Annotated in this window: 12 protein-coding genes; 10 read left to right on the top strand and 2 right to left on the bottom strand. The window is 42.4% G+C overall.

All coding sequences use genetic code 11. From position 1 onward, the window contains the following. The first annotated feature begins 108 nt into the window (after nucleotides 1-108). From FRX45_RS02080 to bshC, 5 genes are all read left to right on the top strand, one after another. Complete coding sequence (locus tag FRX45_RS02080) at nucleotides 109-873, top strand: SDR family NAD(P)-dependent oxidoreductase (protein ID WP_226804856.1); 765 nt, start codon at nucleotides 109-111, stop codon at nucleotides 871-873. A gap of 255 nt (nucleotides 874-1128) precedes the next feature. Next, nucleotides 1129-4287, top strand: a complete 3159-nt coding sequence (locus FRX45_RS02085) for a SusC/RagA family TonB-linked outer membrane protein (protein WP_152266723.1) — start codon at nucleotides 1129-1131, stop codon at nucleotides 4285-4287. A 60-nt stretch (nucleotides 4288-4347) separates the two neighbouring features. Further along, nucleotides 4348-6207, top strand: a complete 1860-nt coding sequence (locus FRX45_RS02090) for a RagB/SusD family nutrient uptake outer membrane protein (protein WP_152266724.1) — start codon at nucleotides 4348-4350, stop codon at nucleotides 6205-6207. A gap of 305 nt (nucleotides 6208-6512) precedes the next feature. Beyond that, nucleotides 6513-7691 carry a mannonate dehydratase gene (uxuA, locus tag FRX45_RS02095; RefSeq protein ID WP_152266725.1) on the top strand — a complete coding sequence of 393 codons (1179 nt, stop codon included), beginning with the start codon at nucleotides 6513-6515 and terminating at the stop codon, nucleotides 7689-7691. 371 nt (nucleotides 7692-8062) lie between these two features. Next, nucleotides 8063-9658, top strand: coding sequence for a bacillithiol biosynthesis cysteine-adding enzyme BshC (gene bshC / locus FRX45_RS02100; RefSeq protein WP_152266726.1), 1596 nt, complete (start codon nucleotides 8063-8065; stop codon nucleotides 9656-9658). Nucleotides 9659-9826: 168 nt separating this feature from the next. On the opposite strand, the gene FRX45_RS02105 is transcribed toward bshC, so the two are convergent. Both FRX45_RS02105 and FRX45_RS02110 read right to left on the bottom strand, forming a co-directional pair. Continuing rightward, complete coding sequence (locus FRX45_RS02105; protein WP_152266727.1) at nucleotides 9827-11242, bottom strand: MBL fold metallo-hydrolase; 1416 nt, start codon at nucleotides 11240-11242, stop codon at nucleotides 9827-9829. A gap of 319 nt (nucleotides 11243-11561) precedes the next feature. Further along, on the bottom strand, nucleotides 11562-12368 hold the full coding sequence (locus FRX45_RS02110) for a sulfite exporter TauE/SafE family protein (protein WP_193311555.1): 807 nt from the start codon (nucleotides 12366-12368) through the stop codon (nucleotides 11562-11564). 195 nt (nucleotides 12369-12563) lie between these two features. Between FRX45_RS02110 and FRX45_RS02115 the strand changes: the two genes are divergently transcribed. From FRX45_RS02115 to FRX45_RS23795, 5 genes are read left to right on the top strand one after another with little or no spacing between them, the layout of a single operon-like run. Continuing rightward, entirely contained in the window at nucleotides 12564-13346 is a 783-nt protein-coding gene (locus tag FRX45_RS02115; protein WP_152266728.1) for a hypothetical protein, read from the top strand. A 1-nt stretch (nucleotide 13347) separates the two neighbouring features. Then, complete coding sequence (locus FRX45_RS02120; RefSeq protein WP_152266729.1) at nucleotides 13348-16125, top strand: TonB-dependent receptor; 2778 nt, start codon at nucleotides 13348-13350, stop codon at nucleotides 16123-16125. Between the two features lie 55 nt (nucleotides 16126-16180). Further along, nucleotides 16181-17323, top strand: a complete 1143-nt coding sequence (locus FRX45_RS02125; protein ID WP_152266730.1) for a DUF4249 domain-containing protein — start codon at nucleotides 16181-16183, stop codon at nucleotides 17321-17323. A 60-nt stretch (nucleotides 17324-17383) separates the two neighbouring features. Further along, the gene (locus FRX45_RS02130; RefSeq protein WP_152266731.1) at nucleotides 17384-19774 is read left to right on the top strand and encodes a hypothetical protein; all 2391 of its coding nucleotides are present in this window, start codon (nucleotides 17384-17386) and stop codon (nucleotides 19772-19774) included. A 17-nt stretch (nucleotides 19775-19791) separates the two neighbouring features. Then, entirely contained in the window at nucleotides 19792-19884 is a 93-nt protein-coding gene (locus tag FRX45_RS23795) for a hypothetical protein (protein WP_394350017.1), read from the top strand. The last annotated feature ends 20 nt before the right edge of the window (nucleotides 19885-19904 follow it).

Consider the following 19904-nt stretch of genomic DNA (forward strand, 5'->3'; position numbering starts at 1 on the left):
GCCGGGTGGCGGAGCTTTGCCCATTTGAAATACATTAATAAGATGAGCTTGAGCCGCGGTTAGTGTCTGCACTAACCATTATACAAACAACAGATCTAACTAATTTTTATGATGACAACCAATAAGTTCAATTTATCAGGAAAAAAAGCATTGATCACCGGGGGCAGTAAAGGGTTGGGATTTGCTATTGCAAAAGCATTTATTGAATACGGCGCAGAAGTGATCATTACGGGAAGGAATAAGGAGCACATGAACAAAGCATGTAAGGCGCTTGGACAAAAATGTACAGGGCTGATTTTTGATCTTAAAGATTTAGAGCGAATAGCAGCATTTGTTTCAACCGTAGAAAAAGAACATGGTGCTATTGATATACTGGTAAACAATGCCGGCATCCATTTAAAAAAAGATGCACTGGAAGTAAGTAACGAAGAGTATGAAGAAGTGATCCGCATTAACCAGCAGGCCGTATTTGCATTGAGCCGGGAGTGTGCAAAAAAAATGGTGAAGCGCAAAAAGGGCGTGATCATCATGGTGAGTTCCATGGCCTCCCAATATGGCATACCAAAAGTAATCGCATATACATCAGCAAAAGCAGCAGTAGAAGGAATGACAAGGGGTTTAGCGGTAGAGCTGTCGCCGTTGGGCATAAGGGTAAATTGTATTGCCCCCGGCTTTATTGAAACGGATATGTCTTCCAAAGCATTGAATGGCGATAAAGAAAGGAAAGAGCGGGTATTGTCGCGCACACCGATGGGCAAATTGGGAACACCGGAAGATATAGCGCATGCGGCAGTGTATTTATCATCCGATGCGGCAGGCTACATTACCGGCATAGTACTGCCTGTTGACGGAGGTAATGCTATTGGGTTTTAGCGATCAGCTAACAGCGGTCGGCACGCGACAAAGGAGCGTCAGACCGCGGATGAATCTGAAGGCTGTCGGCTATCAGCTTTCAGCCGTCAACTTTGGGCTGCAAGATGTAGGCTACAGGTTACAAGTTGCAGGTTACAGGGAAAGTACTAGCATAATAAAATACATATTCATTCAAATAAAACAATAGAAATAGGGCTAACTGAGAAAAGCACCAAACCAAAACAGATTATTAATAAACTAACAAAACTTGCTATTATGAAGGAGAGAAAACTTCGCAGGCTACCGGTGCTTTTATGCATCCTCCTGCTTTGCCAGTGGCAAACCACGCTTGCACAGAACATTACTGTGCAGGGCACGGTAACCACGACCGACCGCCCCAATGGCGTTCCCGGAATTTCCGTTAGCGTGGAGGGTACCACCAATGGTACTACCACCAGTGATGAAGGCAGATTCCGGTTAACCGGAGTACCCGGCTCGGGGAAGCTTGTATTTTCATCTGTGGGTTTCAAAACACAGACCATCGCTGTAAAAGGCCAGTCAACCATTAATGTTGAATTAGAAGCAGCAGAAGCTTCCCAGTTAGAACAGGTGGTGGTGATTGGCTATGGTACGGCCAAAAAGAAAGACCTTACAGGAGCCGTGTCTTCAGTAAAAGCTACCCAGTTGGAAAACGAAAGACCATCATCCATCCAGGATATCCTACGCGGAAATATTCCGGGTTTAAATATCGGCTTCACCGCTTCGCCCAAAGGAGATGCATCGCTGGAGGTAAGGGGTAAAAACACTTTGAATGCAGGGTCCAGTCCGCTTATTGTACTGGATGGTATCATTTATTATGGTGCGTTGGCCGACATTAACCCCAATGACATTGAAACCATTGACGTATTAAAAGATGCAAGTTCTGCGGCAGTATATGGCGCAAAAGCGGCCAGTGGCGTAATTCAGGTTACTACCAAAAAAGGTAAAACAGGCAAACCTGTTATTAACTTTAATGCGAGCACCGGGCTTGCAACCATGAGTGTTAATGAAAGAGTGTACAATGCTGATGAATTTTTATACACCTGGAGAAGAAACGCGCAATACAGCACGAACATTAATGCAAAGCCTTACCAGTTTGACGATCCCCGTCAATTACCATCAAACATTCCTGTAGCCGACTGGCTGGCTTACGACAATTCTAATCCTACTGCCGACCCTGTTACCGTTTGGCTGCAAAGATTAAACCTGCAACCCGTTGAAATAGCCAATTACAAAGCCGGGCGAACGCAAAACTGGTACGACAAGATGTTCCATAATGGCCAGCGCCAGGATTATAATATAAGTCTTTCCGGCAGGCAGGACAGGATAAACTATTACTGGTCTATGGGCTATATGAAAAACGAAGGCGTTGTAGTGGGAGATGATTACAATGTAATGCGTACCCGCATTAATATAGACGCTAAAGTAACGGATTTCTTAAGCGTGGGCACCAACACGCAATTCAGCGTACGCGACGAAAGCGCCGTACCTGTAGACTGGACGCTGATTACAGCAAACTCTCCCTGGGGCTCTTTCTGGAATGACGACTCCACCGATTATCGTTATATTCCAAATGATGAAGCCAGTGGGGGAAGAAACCCTTTCTCCGTTCCAAAATATACCGACCGCCTCAAAAAATACTATACGCTTAATGCCAGTATTTATGCAAAGGTTTCACTGCCGTTCGATATAAAATACCAGATAAATCTTACACCACGGTTTGAATGGTATAATTATTTTAACGGGCAATCTTCAAAATACCAGGACTGGACAAATGTTGGAGGCATTGCAACAAGAGAAAACCGAAATATTTATCAATGGCAGGTAGATAACCTGCTTACCTGGAGTAAAAATATTGGACGGGATCACCATGTAGATGTAACCTTATTGGCCAATGCGGAAAAATACAGGGTATGGCGTAATAAAGTGGTGGGTACCGGCTTTCAACCCAGTGATGTGCTGGGTTACCACAATATGGGAGCCGCAACCATTACTGTTCCCTGTAATACCTGTGTTTACAGCGATGAAGGCGATGGCACTCAGTATGGAGATGAAGTAAGCACTGCGGATGCCTTAATGGCCCGCTTGTTTTACTCGTATAAAGACCGCTACATGCTCACTTTAACGGCAAGGCGTGATGGCTACTCAGCCTTTGGACAAAGCAATCCAAGAGCTACTTTCCCATCAGCGGCAATAGGCTGGGTTTTCAGTGATGAACCATTCCTCAAATCGGGATGGCTGAACTATGGCAAACTGAGAGTAAGCTATGGGCTTAATGGCAACAGGGATATCGGCAGGTATGTAGCATTATCTGATTTGCAAACCGGCAAATATTTACACGTACTGCCCAACGGAAATATCCAGCAGGTATCGCAGTTGTATGTGAACAATATGCAGAATAAATTATTGAAATGGGAAACCACTACCGCTTTTAATGTGGGACTCGATTTTGCCCTGCTCAACAACAGGATAGATGGAAGTATTGATGTGTATAAAAGCAAAACAAATGATCTGCTGGTTAAACGCACATTACCCGACATCCTGGGCTTCAGTTTTGTTTGGGACAACCTTGGGCAGGTTGATAATTCCGGCGTGGAAATAGGGCTCAATTCAAGAAATATTCAAAGAAATAATTTTACATGGAATACATCATTGAACTTCTCTTTGAACCGTAACAAAATCGTGCATCTCTATGGCTCTAAAACAGACATAAAAGACGCCGATGGAAATGTTATAGGAGAAAAAGAAGCAGATGATAAGGCGAATAAATGGTTTATTGGTCAGCCCTTAGACGTTGTATGGGATCAAAACGCATTAGGCATCTGGCAAACCGCTGAATTTGACCAGGCACGTGCATATGGTGTTTACCCCGGCGATTTTAAGATCAAAGATGTAAACAATGACGGTAAATATACGGATGACGACAGGGAGTTCCTGGGCTATACCGAACCACGCTTCCGGTGGACACTGCGCAATGAATTTACTTTCTTTGAGAATTTCAGTTTCTCGTTTATGATGTATTCGTACTGGGGTCACATGGCCACCTATAACCAGGCAAAGAACAGGAGCAATGCATTCCCTGATCGTGTGAATTCCTATGCATTTCCATTCTGGACAGCCGACAATCCAACGAACGATTACGCAAGACTGGCATCGAATGACGGTAGTGCGAGTTACAGCGTATACCGGAAAAAATCATTCATCCGGTTAGACAATGTGGCACTCGCTTATGCAGTTCCTAAAACATTGCTGAAAAGAGTCAGTACGCAGGATCTGAAATTCTTTTTCACAATTAAAAATGCGGCAATGTATGCACAGCAATGGACATACTGGGATCCGGAAAACAGTGGTCCTACACCACGGATATATACATTAGGCTTAAATCTTACTTTATAAAATGTTTTCGTGAGGTAAAGAGTTGAGTACTATATCCAATCACTACATAAATATCAGAAAATGAAAATAATATATAAACCTGCATTATCCCTGGTGGCAATTGCAATAATTACATTGATGGGTTCATGCAAGAAAGACTTTTTAACACCGCAACCATTATCTTTTTATACGCCTGAAAATACGTTTAATACGCCCGAAGGGTTAAAAAGCGTTTTAGTAGCCTGTGAACGTAATATGCGTTACGAGTGGTTTGGAGATGGCGCGCCCATCATTACACAATTGATTTTTTCGGAGATGGCTATTGAGGGTACAACAGACAAATCGGGACCAGCACAGGATCTCAATTTGCAGATCACGCCTACCGCACAGTTAAACCATACAGATTTTAACAGGATCGGCTGGTACTGGTACGAGGGCTACAAGGGCATTAAATACGCCAATACGGCTATATCTTATATTGATCAGCCCAAATGGAAGTCGGAAGAAGAAAAAAACGCGGTATTGGGAGCCGCTTATTTTCACAGGGCTTACAGGTATTACATGCTTACCAATGAATTTGGTGATGTGCCCACGGTAATGAAGGAAGTAACAGAACCGAGGCTTGATTTTTACTCGGTAAAACGCGAAGTGATCCTTCAAAAAATGAAAGCAGACCTGGAATTCGCGGAACAATGGGTTCCGGAAAAAACCAGTGGAGGCGAGGTAACCAAAGGCGCAGTAAGCCATTTGCTTACCAAAGTGAACCTTGCTTTAGGGAATTTTGACGATGCCATTGCATCTGCCAGTCGTGTTATAGATGGTGGTGTTCATGCCCTGATGACACAGCGTTTTGGTGTTGATAAAGGCGATGCTTCTAAAAATGTTATATGGGATTTGCATCGTCCGCTTAATAAAGCAAGAGCTGAAAATACAGAAGCCTTAATGCTGGTTATAGACAGGGACGGATATAAAGACAATGGTGATTTCGCCGGTGGCGGTTCCACTATGCGGCAGGCCGTACCTTATTGGTTTTCCAATAACATCATTACGCCCAGCGGCAACAGGGGAACAACCGATGCTTTAAAAAAGAACAACGCAAGTATTGATTATGACCAGGCTACTAATTTTGGCAGGGCCATAGGACGGTGCCGTGCTACCTGGTACAGTACACATACCTTGTGGGGCGATCCGAACGATCTGCGTCATGCGCCGGGCAACTGGATGCGGATGGAAGACCTGGTATACAACAACCCTGCATTAAAAACCATGAATCCTCCCGATCCTTATTACGGAAAACCGCTGCAACTCTACAATTCTTCCGGAGGTATTCTTTGTGCCGATACCATCAGAAGCTGGTTCGACTGGCCGCATTACAAATTATACATTCCGGACATTGAAAATGCAACCCCCAGCGGTGGACATACCGACTGGTATGTATTTCGCCTGGCAGAAACCTATTTACTGAGAGCTGAAGCCTATTACTGGAAAGATCAGAATGACCTTGCCGCTGAAGACATCAATAAAGTAAGAACCCGTGCAGGTGCAGCACCCATAACAGCAGCAGATGTAAATATCGGCACTATATTAGATGAACGCGGCAGGGAACTGTATTACGAAGAACCGCGCAAGGTTGAGCTTACACGTATATCGTATTTGTTTGCCCAAACAGGAAAAACGGCCTATAATGGCAAAACCTATAACCTGCAAAACTTCTCTACCGATAATTTCTTTTATGACAGGATCATGGAGAAGAATAATTTTTACAATAAAGGTGTTACAACCAATCATGGCGACAGGTATACGATGAGCCCATACCATGTGCTTTGGCCGATACCCCAGGGTGCCATAAACAGTAATGTGGAAGGTATATTAAACCAGAATGAAGGTTATGATGGCTTTCAGAATAATGTGCCGCCGTTAACTGAAATACCGGAAGAATAATTCCAGGACTTCTTACTATACTGGAAAGCGGAAGATCAAATCTTTCGCTTTTCACTTTTTAACGTATATTTCCGCACAATGTTGAAGAGGCTGTCTCGAAAGGGCCGGTTTAGAAGATATGCCACTAAGACTCAAAGACACAAAGTTCTGAACTCCAGGTTTTATTTTCTTCGTGTCTTAGTGACTTTGCGGCAAAATATCCTCCGGTTTTACTTTCCTGGTGCCACCAATGCCTTGGTTCTTGTTTGCACGAACCGGGGCGTTGACTTAAAAGTTAGTATAAGGCTATAAACAATAACAATAACATGCATACCAAACAATTACTACAAACATGGCGCTGGTTCGGGCCAAGTGATCCGGTAAGTCTCCGGGATATTAAACAGGCGGGCGTTCAGGGCATTGTTACCGCGCTGCATCACATTCCCCACGGGGAAGTATGGACGAAAGAAGACATACGTAAGCGCCAGGATGAACTGAAGGCTGGAGATTTTGAATGGAGCGTAGTGGAAAGTCTTACCGTGCACGAAAACATAAAAACACGCAACGGCAATTACGCTGAACTGATTGAAAAATACAAACAGTCACTTGCCAACCTTGCTTCCTGCGGTGTAAAGATTGTTACCTATAATTTTATGCCGGTAAACGACTGGACCAGAACGGATATCAATTATACCATGCGCGACGGTTCAAAAGCTCTTTATTTTAACTGGAGCGACCTGGCCTTGTTTGATATATACATCCTGCAAAGAAAAGACGCGGAAAAAACGTATCCCGCTGCTATTATTGAAAAAGCAGTCCAAAAAAATAAGTCCTATTCGTCAGCCGAAAAAGAAAACCTGGTCAATACCATTTTGTTTGGTATTCCCGGGGAGGAAAGGCGTACCACTGAGGGGATGAAAAAGGAATTGGAAAAGTATAAGGATATTGACCGTGCAGCATTGAAAAGCAACCTCGCTTATTTTTTACAACAAGTAGCCCCCGCAGCAGCCGAGTTGGGCATTCAGTTAGCCATCCACCCCGATGACCCTCCTTTTGATATACTGGGATTACCACGCATTGTGTGTTCGCAAAAAGACCTGCAGGATATTGTTTCCTATTCAGAAGCGCCGTCTAACGGGATCTGCTTTTGTACGGGATCGCTGGGCGCAAATCCTGCCAATGACCTGCCGGCAATGATCAAAGAGCTGGGCGCCCGCATCCATTTTGCTCATTTACGCAATACAATAAGAGACGATGAGGGGAATTTTTATGAAGCAGATCACCTTGATGGTGATACGGATATGTATGCTGTAATGAAAGCCCTGCTCACCATTCAGCAACAGGCTGCCCATCCCATACCCTTCCGTCCGGATCATGGCCACCAGATGCTGGACGATATGGATAAAATTACAAACCCGGGATATTCCGCTATAGGCCGCTTGCGCGGGTTGGCCGAATTGCGTGGATTGGAACTGGGCATTTCAAAGGGAGTGCATTTTAATTAAAAGCTATTTGGAGATAGTATAGTATTTATAAACAACTGGTTATTAGAAATTTATAAAATCTATTGCCTACTTCCAGGTAAAAAAATTTAACATTTATACCCGGTTTACGGTATTGATTTTCGCTAAAAATAGAGGTATTTTTAGCACGTAAAAGGCCCATTTCAAAATTGAACCCATTCAGTTAGCCTTACAGGGCAAGCTATTCAACATATATGGTGGGTTAGTGTCAATCAACTTCAAGTACAACCTCTCACTCGGGAGGTTGTAGCTTTTTATAAGCACCCCATTGTAACTTTCTCTTAATAAAAATGTAATTTCTCCATCCATTTATATGAATTAGCTAATTTGCCCCATATTTTATTGTGAATGATATGAATTTTACTGCCGAATGGATCAGTTACGACAGCACCAACGCTTTTTCTGCTTTGGCTATTGATTACCTGCATCAACATACAACATTACAACCGTTTTATAAATACAATCCCGGCTTGGGGGGAATTGGCAGAGCTATTGAGGAAAGAAAGACGTTCAACACCAGTCGTAAAAATGCAGTAGCAGCACTCAAAACTCAATACCAGGGAATTGATGTGTGCGAAAAGGTAACATTCAATATTGAAAAATTAGCCGATACCAGTACATTCACCGTATGCACAGCGCATCAACCCAACCTGTTTACCGGCTATCTGTATTTTATTTACAAAATTGTGCACGCCATAAAACTGGCCGATGAGCTAAATGCCGCTTATCCGCAATACCATTTTGTGCCGGTATATTATATGGGCAGTGAGGATAATGATTTGGAGGAACTGAACCATATCTATTTGAATGGCGATAAGCTAACCTGGGAAACAAATCAAACAGGCGCTGTTGGCAGAATGCATACCAAAGGACTGGACGCATTCATTCATCGCATTAGCGGTGAACTAAGCGTACTTGAGCATGGACAAGAATTGGTTGATCTGCTAAAAAGTTGTTACTGCCAGTCTTCTTCCGTGCAGGAAGGCACCTTGAAATTTGTAAACAGCCTGTTTGAAAATTACGGGCTGCTGGTATTAATTGCAGATAATGCTGCGCTAAAAAAAGAGATGATAAAAGTGTTTGAAGATGACCTCCTGCAACATACACCTGCTGCAATCGTCAAAAAAACTGCCGCAGAACTGTCAAAACATTATCATGCCCAGGTTAATCCGAGAGATATTAACCTTTTTTATATGAAAGACGGCATCAGGGAGAGAATAATCAAAAATGGAGATCAGTTTGAAATCAATAATACGAACACCCGTTTTTCCTCCAATGAAATATTAAATGAACTGCACAGCTATCCGGAAAGGTTTAGTCCTAATGTAGTATTGCGCGGTTTGTTCCAGGAAACCATTTTACCCAATGTGGCTTTTATAGGAGGAGGTTCTGAAATTGCTTACTGGCTCGAGTTAAAAGAAATGTTTGCCCATTATAAAGTACCTTATCCTGTTCTGATACAGCGCAATTCCTTTTTGATCGTAGAGCAAAAAATGACACGTCTGATGGAAAAGCTGCAGCTTTCTGCAGAAGACATTTTTAAAGATGAAGCGCTGTTGCTGAATAACATCATTAAAGCCCGGAGCACCCTGCAACTAACACTTGAAAAAGAAACAGGGCAGTTAGCTGCGTTTTACAACCATATCAGGTTACTCACAAACCAGGTTGATATAACCCTTACAGAACATGTTAATGCACTGGAAACCAAAGCTGAAAAAGCGCTTAAGAACTTAGAAAAGAAAATGCTGAGGGCCGAGAAAAATAAATATGCTGCATTAACCGCCCAGTTGCGGAAATTAAAATCGGGATTATTTCCCAATAATACCCTGCAGGAAAGAGTTGAAAATATATTGCCCTATTACGCCCGGTACGGCAAATCATTTATTGATATGCTGTATGAGCACGCTCCCACCTTCGACAAAAAGTTTGGCGTATTAAGAGAGGCATAAACAGGTTGCAGGTTACAGGTTGCAGGTTACAGGTTGCAGGTTACAGGTTGCAGGTTTCAGGTTTCAGGTTACAGTCTCAGGTGTGAGTTTCCTGCAACCTTACCTTCTCACCTCTCACGTTTCTCCCCTCACCTCTCAACCTTTCACTTTTCCCTTCCCCTACTGTTCTTATTCTGAAACAGGAGTTGCTTTGCCAGTTATAAAGAATTTTCCGGATGCTTCTATCGCTTTGAAGCCACCCTGTATATCTACAAGATTATGATACCCCCTGGAACGGAGAATTGAGTTAAATACCATACTTCTGTATCCACCAGCGCAATGTACATAAGCTGTTTTATTTTTATCCACTTCGCTTATGTGGTCATTTATATAGTCCAGGGCAAGATTTTTTGAATTCAGGAGATGCCCTGTTGTATATTCTTCTTCCCTGCGAACATCAATAACAGGCAGGCCTGGTTCAGCTTCCATACGCCGGGCTAATTCATCAGCAGAAATGCTTTCTATGCTGTCTGTTTCTTTACCCGCTTTTTGCCAGGCTGCTATGCCTCCTTTGAGGTAGCCTATAGCCTTATCATAACCTACACGCGCCAAACGGGTTACTATTTCCTCTTCCCTGCCTTCATCGGCTATAATAAGTATTTCCTGTTTTATATCGGTGATGAGCGCCCCAACCCAGGGAGCAAAATTCCCGTCAATTCCAATATTTACCGAGTTGGGTATAAAACTTTTGGCAAAGTCCTGCGGTGAACGGGTATCCAGCATCAACGCTCCGGTTTCATTAGCTGCTGCTTCAAAAACATCGGGGGTTAGCGCCTGTGTGCCATGCTCCAGTACGCTGTCTATGCTTTCGTATCCCTGCACATTCATCAGCACATTTTTAGGAAAGTATGCCGGCGGTGGCGTTAACCCTTCCGTTACCGCGGTAATAAATTCCGCTTTACTCATAGGCTGAAGCGCATAATTGTATTTTTTTTGATTGCCCAATGTATCGGTGGTTTCCGTGCTCATATTTTTGCCGCATGCCGAACCTGCGCCATGGGCCGGATAAATAACAATATCATCGGGCAAAGGAAGTATTTTATCGTGCAGCGAATCGTACAAATAACCCGCTAACTTTTCCTGCGTGAGATCATTGTTTATTTTTTGTGCCAGGTCTGGCCGTCCCACATCACCAATAAACAATGTGTCACCGCTAAACAAAGCCTTTTCTTTGCCCTTTTCATCTATTAACAAATAACAGGCGCTTTCCATGGTATGCCCGGGGGTATGTATTACTCTTATAGTGCAATCTCCCAGCGTAAAAGTCTCGCCATCTTTAGCTATATAAGCATCAAATTCGGGTTTTGCAGTAGGTCCATATACAATAGTGGCCCCCGTTTCGGCAGCCAGGTCAATATGACCGGATACAAAGTCGGCATGGAAATGGGTTTCAAAAACATATTTAATCGTAGCGTGGTTTGCCGCCGCTTTTTTAATATAAGGTTTTACTTCGCGCAACGGATCAATAATAGCTACTTCACCTTTGCTTTCAATATAATAGGCACCCTGCGCTAAACAACCGGTATATATCTGCTCTACCTTCATATACTAATATTTATGCTGTTGCAAAGGTACTTGAAAATACACAACCCGGAGGAATACAAAGAACCAAACCTGTCCGCCGGGGCGGATAAAAGACAAATTGAAAAAGAATAGAATACGGAAATTCGAAATCGAAGGAAATACAAAGAACCAAGGACCAAATCACAAGAAACAAAAAAACTGTCTGCCCTGGCGGTTGCAGATGGTTCCCCACCACAACGGGCAGGCTGCCAATGACAGCCTAAATCCAAAGCCGGGAAGCCCTGCACAGCGTGAAACTTGTGACCTTTGACTTGCAACCTGGATCCATTTCAAAATCACCTTACCCTTGCAGCACCATTAATTCCTGCACTATAATATAAATGCCCATCACCAGTACAAACCAGCCAAAACCCTTTTTCAATTTTTCTGAAGGGATCTTTTTTGCTAACTGTACACCAATGAGGATGCCTGCAGCAGCAATAGCACTGATGCTCAATAAAAAAAGCCAGTCAATATCATAATGTCCCAGGTCGCCCGCAAAGCCCACAAGCGAATTGATCGCTATAATGAACAAAGAAGTGCCCACCGCTTCTTTCATAGGCAGCTTTAACAGTATTACCAAAGCAGGTATAATAAGAAAGCCTCCCCCGGCGCCCAAAAAACCCGTTACACATCCTATACCCAGTCCAAATAATGCCAGTTGAATATAATCTTTTATACTGCGGACAGAAGTGGTTTTAGTTGAAGGATTGACCGTTTTTTTTAGCATTGATATGGAAGCCGCCAGCATTAATACTGCAAACAATATCATAGTGAGCACAGATTTGGTAATGGCAAATTTGCCGGCCATCCAAAGCTGTTCCGGAATATGTGGTACAACATATCTCCTGATTAAAAATACAGTTGCCGGTGATACAATTCCCAGCGGCAATGCAAGGTTAAAGCTCGCCTGTCCTTTTCTAAAATTATTGAATGCGCCGAGCAAACTGGTTGTTCCCACAATAAAAAGTGAATAAGAAACAGCCATAACCGGCGGTAAATGGAATATATAAACCAACAAAGGAACAGTTAATATAGAACCTCCGCTGCCAATAAGCCCAAGTGATATACCAATTAAAACAGCAGCTATATATCCAATCAATTCCATTACTGAAATTATTGTAAAAATAAGAGTACAAAAAATTAAATAAATAAACAGTCTCTCCTCACAGATGCTTTCAACGTTGGACCAGGTGCGGCAATCATATTTACTTATAAGTGAAAGCATGTATTTCTTCACCAACAAACCAAAGCATACCATTTTACCCTAAATGATTTGGGTAAAACATAAATTAATATTATATTGATTCCTTTTTTAAATATGCGCTATAGCCTGTTAAAGAAAGTGTATGGGTTGTTTAATCCACTACGCTGTTTTTTTGCTTTGTTGCTTTTTATTTCATCACATTCCAAAGCCCAAACTGCGGATGATACAGGTATGGCACAACTGCAAAAAGCAAATGCCATTGGATTATATTACCAGTCTTTGCAGCACCAATCGGGGCTGTACAATGGCAGCGAATATGTACCATACATCAATCTTTTAAAAGAAGGACATCCTTATTTTGACACTTCTGCTTTAACTACAGGCAGGGTACATTACGATGGAATGGTATACAGTGATGTTCCGATGCTTTATGATATTATTACTGACGAACTTATTATCCAGCATTACAATAAAGTTTTTTTAGTGCGGCTTATTCGTGCCGGAATTGACTCCTTCAGTATGCAGGAACATCACTTTTCGCACCTTGGAAGAGACAGTATTGCGGAAGGAATACAGGAAGGCTTTTACGACAGAATATACAATGGGAATATAAAGCTCTATGTTAAAAGAAAGAAGGTCATCCAGGAATCTATTCCGGATATGCAGGTAGAAAGAAGAGTATACCAGAATGATAAATACTTTCTTTATACAGACAGTGTATACCACGATATTCATTCTGAATCCTCCATATTAAAGCTGATGAAAGATAAACGGTCCGAATTAAAACAAACGCTGAGAAAACATAAGGTCAAATTCAGGAAAAACCGTGAATATGCAATGAAACTGATGGCAGAACAATACGATGCATTAAACAGATGACATGAAGCACATTTCTCTCCTTATCATACTATTTTCTTTTTTCATGCTGCTGTGCCCGGTTGTTCATGCCCAGCAAAACAAACGGCCCGTTGTGAACGGGGAGTTCAAGAACCTGGCAGCCAGCCGGTTTATCAACGAACTGGAAACACAAACCGGATATCATTTTTATTATGACAGCACCGGATTGGACAGTGTAAAAGTAAATATGAACATTCAGGGTAAGCCCCTGCCTGAAGTACTCGACAGCGCATTTGCCAATACGGAATACAGGTATGCCATCTATCATACAGTAGTTTTTATTACCAAAGGAACGACCATCTCTACTGCTTTGCCCGGTGATTTTTTTACCCGTGAAAATACAAGGGCGGATATGGCCGCTGCTCCGGGCGACATGTTAACAGAAGCTGAAGAAGAGAATAAACCTCAAAGTGCATCTTTAGAAAACAAATTGTACGAAATAGGTATTAAAACCCAGGGCAAATTGCAGGGTGTTGTTAAACTGGCGGGCTATATCCGTGATATTACAACAGGAGAGCCCGTGCCCGGAACGGCGGTTTTTGTTGAAAAATTAAAAATTTCTGTGCTCAGCGACCAGTATGGATATTACTCTATTACATTGCCTAAAGGCCGGCATGTACTGAATATACAGAGCCTCGGCAAAAAAGATACCTGGCGGCAGGTAATGCTCTATGGAGACGGCAACCTGAATATAGATATGCGCGATCATATCCTGTCTCTCAAAGCCGTTGTAATTTCCGCCAAAAAAGCAGCTAATATCAACAGCCTGCAAATGGGACTTGAAAAAGTAGATATCAGAACGATCAAACAAATTCCCGTTGTATTTGGAGAAGCCGATATATTAAGAGTAGTACAAACACTTCCCGGTGTAAAAACGGTAGGTGAAGCCAGTACCGGATTTAATGTAAGAGGCGGATCAGCCGATCAGAACCTTATCCTGTTTAATGATGCCACTATATATAACCCTTCACATTTCTTTGGTTTTTTCTCGGCATTTAACCCTGATGTGGTAAGCAGCGTTGAATTATACAAAAGCAGTATCCCGGCTAAATACGGCGGGCGGCTTTCATCGGTACTGGATGTAGCCAGCCGTGAAGGCAATAAGAAAAAAATAACCGGTTCGGCCGGTATAGGTCTTTTAACCAGCCGCATCAATATTGAAGGACCACTGCAAAAGGACAAAACCTCCTTTATCGTTGGTGCACGCACCACTTATGCCAACTGGTTATTGCAGTTTTTACCCAATGAATATAAGCACAGTAAAGCTTCTTTTTACGATGTGAATTTGCTGCTGAGCCATAAAATAAACGACAAAAATGACCTGTATTTAACCGGTTATGTAAGCAACGACCGGTTTAACCTGAACAGTGATACCGTATATGGATACGGTAATAAAAATATTTCGCTGAAATGGAAGCATGTTTTCAACAACAAGCTGCAAAGCTTAGTTACGGCGGGATACGATGCTTACGGGTATAAAATATACAGCCAGGAAAATCCTGTAAATGCATATACGATGAAGTTTGATATCAACCAAACCAATTTCAAACTGCATTTTAATTATTTCGTGAATTCCAAACATACACTCGACTTTGGCTTAAATTCTATTTACTATACACTTCACCCCGGGTCATTTGGGCCACGCAATGAAAAATCATTAGTGACACCCGAAATGGTTGGCGCGGAGCAGGCGCTCGAAAGCGCAGTATATGTAAGTGAACGGTACAATATTACATCCGCCTTATCCGTACAGGCCGGGTTACGCTTTTCTTTATACAATTATATGGGACCGAAAACCGTATTTGAATATGCGGAAGGATTACCCAGGGAATTAAGCAATATCACCGATACCATGTCGTATAACAAGGGCAAATTCATCAATAATTATAAGGGACCGGAATACAGGCTGTCACTGAGATATGCATTTACAGACGACTTCTCCGTTAAAGCGGGGTATAATTCATTGCGACAATATATTCACATGCTTTCCAATACTACGGCCATAGCGCCAACCGATATTTGGAAGCTCAGTGATCCTAATATTAAACCCCAGTATGGTGAACAGCTTTCGGTTGGATTTTACAAGAACTTCAAATCCAATACCATCGAAACTTCCGTTGAAGTATATTATAAAAAAATAAAGGATTATTTAGATTATAAAAGCGGCGCTGTGCTTGTATTAAATGATCACATTGAAACAGACGTATTTAATACTACCGGCAAAGCCTACGGCGTGGAACTCATGATCAAAAAACTAACGGGAAAGCTTAACGGATGGATCAGCTATACCTGGTCGCGTACTTTTCTTAAAATGGATGATCCCACTGTGGGAGAAATCATTAATGGCGGCGCTTTTTACCCGGCCAATTACGACAAGCCCCATGAGCTTACCCTGATTGGCAATTACCGGTTTTCGCACCGCTACAGCTTTTCACTCAATACCACCTACAGCACCGGACGCCCTATTACCATACCCATAGGCAGGTACTATTACGAAGGCAGTATGAGGGCTTTATATTCAGACAGAAACGTGTACCGCATACCGGATTATTTTAGAATGGATATGTCCCTGAATATAGAAGGCAATCATAAGGTGAGACAAAAAACACACAATTCATGGACATTCGGCATATATAATTTATTGGGCAGGAAGAACCCGTACTCGGTATATTTTGTATCGGAAAATGGCGTGATCAACGGTTATAAATTGTCCATTTTTGGTGCGGCCATCTTATATGCCAACTTTAATATCAGGTTTTAATATTCTATAGTGCACGACCAACGACAGTCAAAATATAAAAAGTGTGAAAAGAAAGATGCTTTTGTTAAAACGGTTTTGTTTTGGAGCAATAGTTACCCTGGTTATTGCAACAACGGGATGCAAGGAAAAATTTCCGTTTCCGCCATCGGCAGTTGACAAAAATTACCTGGTAGTGGAAGGATTTATCAATAGCGGAAATGACAGTACGCGTATAAAGCTCAGCAGATCGGTTAAACCGGATGACAGTGTATTTATCAAACCCGAAAGAGCCGCTATTGTTTTTGTAGAAGGTGAAAGCGGAATGGATTATCCACTTTTCGAAACAGGAGCAGGGTTATATTGCGGAGCTCCGATTGCATTAAACCCTGCAGAAAGATACAGGCTTTCTATACAAACAACGAACGGAAAATCGTATTTCTCTGAATTTGTAGATGTAAAAACAACGCCACCTATTGACAGTATCAACTGGGCAAGAACAGCAAACGGCGTACAGATTTATGCGAATACGCACGACCCGGGAAACGATACCCGCTATTATGGATGGCAGTTTACGGAAACCTGGGAATTTCATTCCAATTACCCATCACTGTGGGAATATATAGATGGAACAATGGTATACAGGAATAATCCTGCCAGGCTTTATACCTGCTGGCAATCTTCCTCATCAACCAATATATTTATTGGTTCTTCTGCAAAACTCACAAGTGATGTTATTCACCGTGCGCCCCTCGTTTTTATTCCTGATAATTCATGGAAACTGGGTGTTAAATACAGTATTAATGTAAAACAACGGGCACTCAGCAAAGGTGCTTTTGAGTACCTAGAGAAAATGAAAAAGAACTCAGAGCAACTGGGAAGTATTTTCGATCCGCAACCTTCCACCGCCTCGGGTAATATGTATTGTGCCAACGATCCCAATGAAATGGTGATTGGCTATATGTACGCCAGTTCTATTGATGAGCAAAGAATATTTATCAGCCGCGTGCAGGTGCCAGACTGGCGCTACCGCCTTTATTGTGACATAATTACTGTAGCAAATAACAAAGACAGTCTGGATGCAGCTTTTTTAGGCAACTATAATCTTGTTATAGATGAAGTACGTGCGGGAGCAGCCATAGTGGCCTATACAGGATCTACCGGCTTATGCATTGACTGCACCCGCAGGGGAACGAATGTAAAACCAGATTTCTGGAGATGATTATCTGAAATAAGTTATACATTTTTAAAGAATCAATAAACAGGAATACCAGCCAGGAGCATGAAATATAAGATCACTTTCTTTTTCGTTTTCATCTTGATGCAGTCGTATGCGCAAAACCCCGTAACCGATAGCCTGCAGCAACAATTCTCCCGTTTTACGCAAAATACCTTCACCGAAAAAGTTTATTTGCATACCGACAGGAATTTTTATATCGCCGGTGAAATCCTGTGGTTCAAAGCCTATATAACAGATGGCATATTGAATGCTCCTGCTGATTTGAGCAAGGTTGCATATGTGGATGTTATTGACATCAGCAACAAGGTTTTTCTTCAAACCAAAATAGCATTAAAAAGCGGAAAGGGAAATGGCTCATTATACCTGCCGGCAAATATGCCATCCGGCAAATACAAAATAAGGACCTATACCAACTGGATGAAAAATGCTGATGCGGCATTTTATTTTGAAAAGGCTTTTACAGTGGTGAACGCACAGTCAACTGCGGGGCTGGTTGTTGCCGGTACTACACCAGAATACGATATACAATTTTTTCCGGAAGGTGGCAACCTGGTGAAAAACGTGGAAAGCAAGGTTGCCTTTCGCATGACAGATAAAAATGGGAAAGGGGTACAGGCATTTACGGGTATAGTGCTAAATCAAAACCGGGATACCATTGCCGTATTCAATCCTTCGCGGTTCGGTATTGGTTATTTTAATTTTACCCCTGCCGATACACGTCTTTACAAAGCTTATATTACTACTCCTTCAGGCAGAACAATAGTAAAAGACTTACCGGCTGCAATGGAAGAAGGCTATACCATGAAACTTCGCAAGGCAGACCAGGGGCAGGTTGAAGTAACTGTACATTCACGCAATACAGGAAACACTGCATCGGCGGTATACCTTTTTATTCACACAAGAGGTTTGGTAAAAAACGTACAAACTAAAGTGCTACAAAATAGCAGTGCGCATTTTATTATAGCTGAAGATATACTGGGGGACGGTATTTCCCATTTCACTGTATTCAATAATCTGCGGCAACCGGTATGCGAAAGGTTATACTTTAAAAATCCATTGAACCGGTTGGTTATTCATGCAAAAACCAATGTACCGGGGTATGGAATGAGAAAAAAAGTAAACGTTGATGTAAACAGCGCTGATTCTCACAATGAATCCATTCCGGCAAACATGTCGCTTGCCGTGTACAGGTTAGATTCACTTCAAACCAGTGAGCAATCTGATATTTTCAGTTACCTGTGGCTGAGCGCCGATCTGAAAGGAACGGTTGAATCCCCGTCCTGGTATTTTAGCGGCAGCGACAGTACAGCGGAGGCAATGGACAACCTTATGCTTACACATGGATGGCGAAGATTTGCGTGGACGGCTATACAGCAAAACAGGCTCCCTACTTACAAATTTCTTCCTGAATATACCGGGCATATCATAACCGGAAAGATAACGGATTCGGCCACACGCAAACCTCTGACTGATGTAATAGTATACCTGTCTGTACCCGGCGACCGTACACAATTCTATGCTTCCAGTTCGGATGCAAACGGGAATATCCGGTTTTATACCCGCGAAGCATACGGACCGGGTGAGGTTATTCTGCAGCCGGAAGGGTTTTCAGTAAGCAGCTATAATATTGACATCAATACTCCATTCCAGGACCAGTTTTCAACAAAGCCATTGGCTGCTTTGCAGCTTTCAGCCGGACTTAAAAATGCGATCGAACAAAATAGTATCAATGCACAGGTGCAGCGAAAATTTTTAGCGGATCAGTTAAGAATATACAACCTGCCCCAAACAGACAGCATCGCTTTTTACGGCAGACCCGATGAAAAATATTTACTTGATGATTATACGCGTTTTACTACAATGGAAGAAGTATTGCGGGAATATGTATCAGGGGTGCTGGTAGGAAGAGCTAAGGGAAAGTTTCATTTAAATGTAATTGACGTGGTGAATAACCGGCTGTTTAAAGACAACCCACTGGTTTTATTAGATGGCGTTCCGGTGCATGATATGGATCGCATTATGAGCTATGATCCGTTAAAAATAAGAAAACTGGAACTGGTAAAAAGAAGATATTATTATGGCCCGCTGGTGGTAGACGGCATACTTAATTTTACTACATATAAAGGCAATCTGCCGGAATTTGAAGTGGATAGTCGTGCTGTAATTCTTGATTATGAAGGGATGCAATGGCAAAGAGAATTTTATTCACCACTGTATGAAACCGAAGCGCAGGCCGCCAGCCGCCTTCCCGATTTCAGGAACCTTTTATACTGGTGTCCTGATGTTATAACGGGTAAGGATGGACGTGCGGCCCTGACCTTTTTTACAGGGGACGTAAAAGGAAAATATATAGGTGTAATAGAAGGCATGAGCGCCGGTGGCAAAGCAGGCAGCAGCACATTTGGTTTTGAAGTAAAGGGAAGCGATCAATAAAACCGGGTATTCACTTAATTTTCTATCGCTTTACAGAAAAACAAAGCGAAACCGAAATCATTAGAATTTTACATCACCGGATGGATATTGAAAACCGGCTAAATGACTAAAGGTTTGGCTGCACACCATA

This window comes from Agriterribacter humi (assembly GCF_009192765.1).
GTDB lineage: Bacteria > Bacteroidota > Bacteroidia > Chitinophagales > Chitinophagaceae > Agriterribacter > Agriterribacter humi.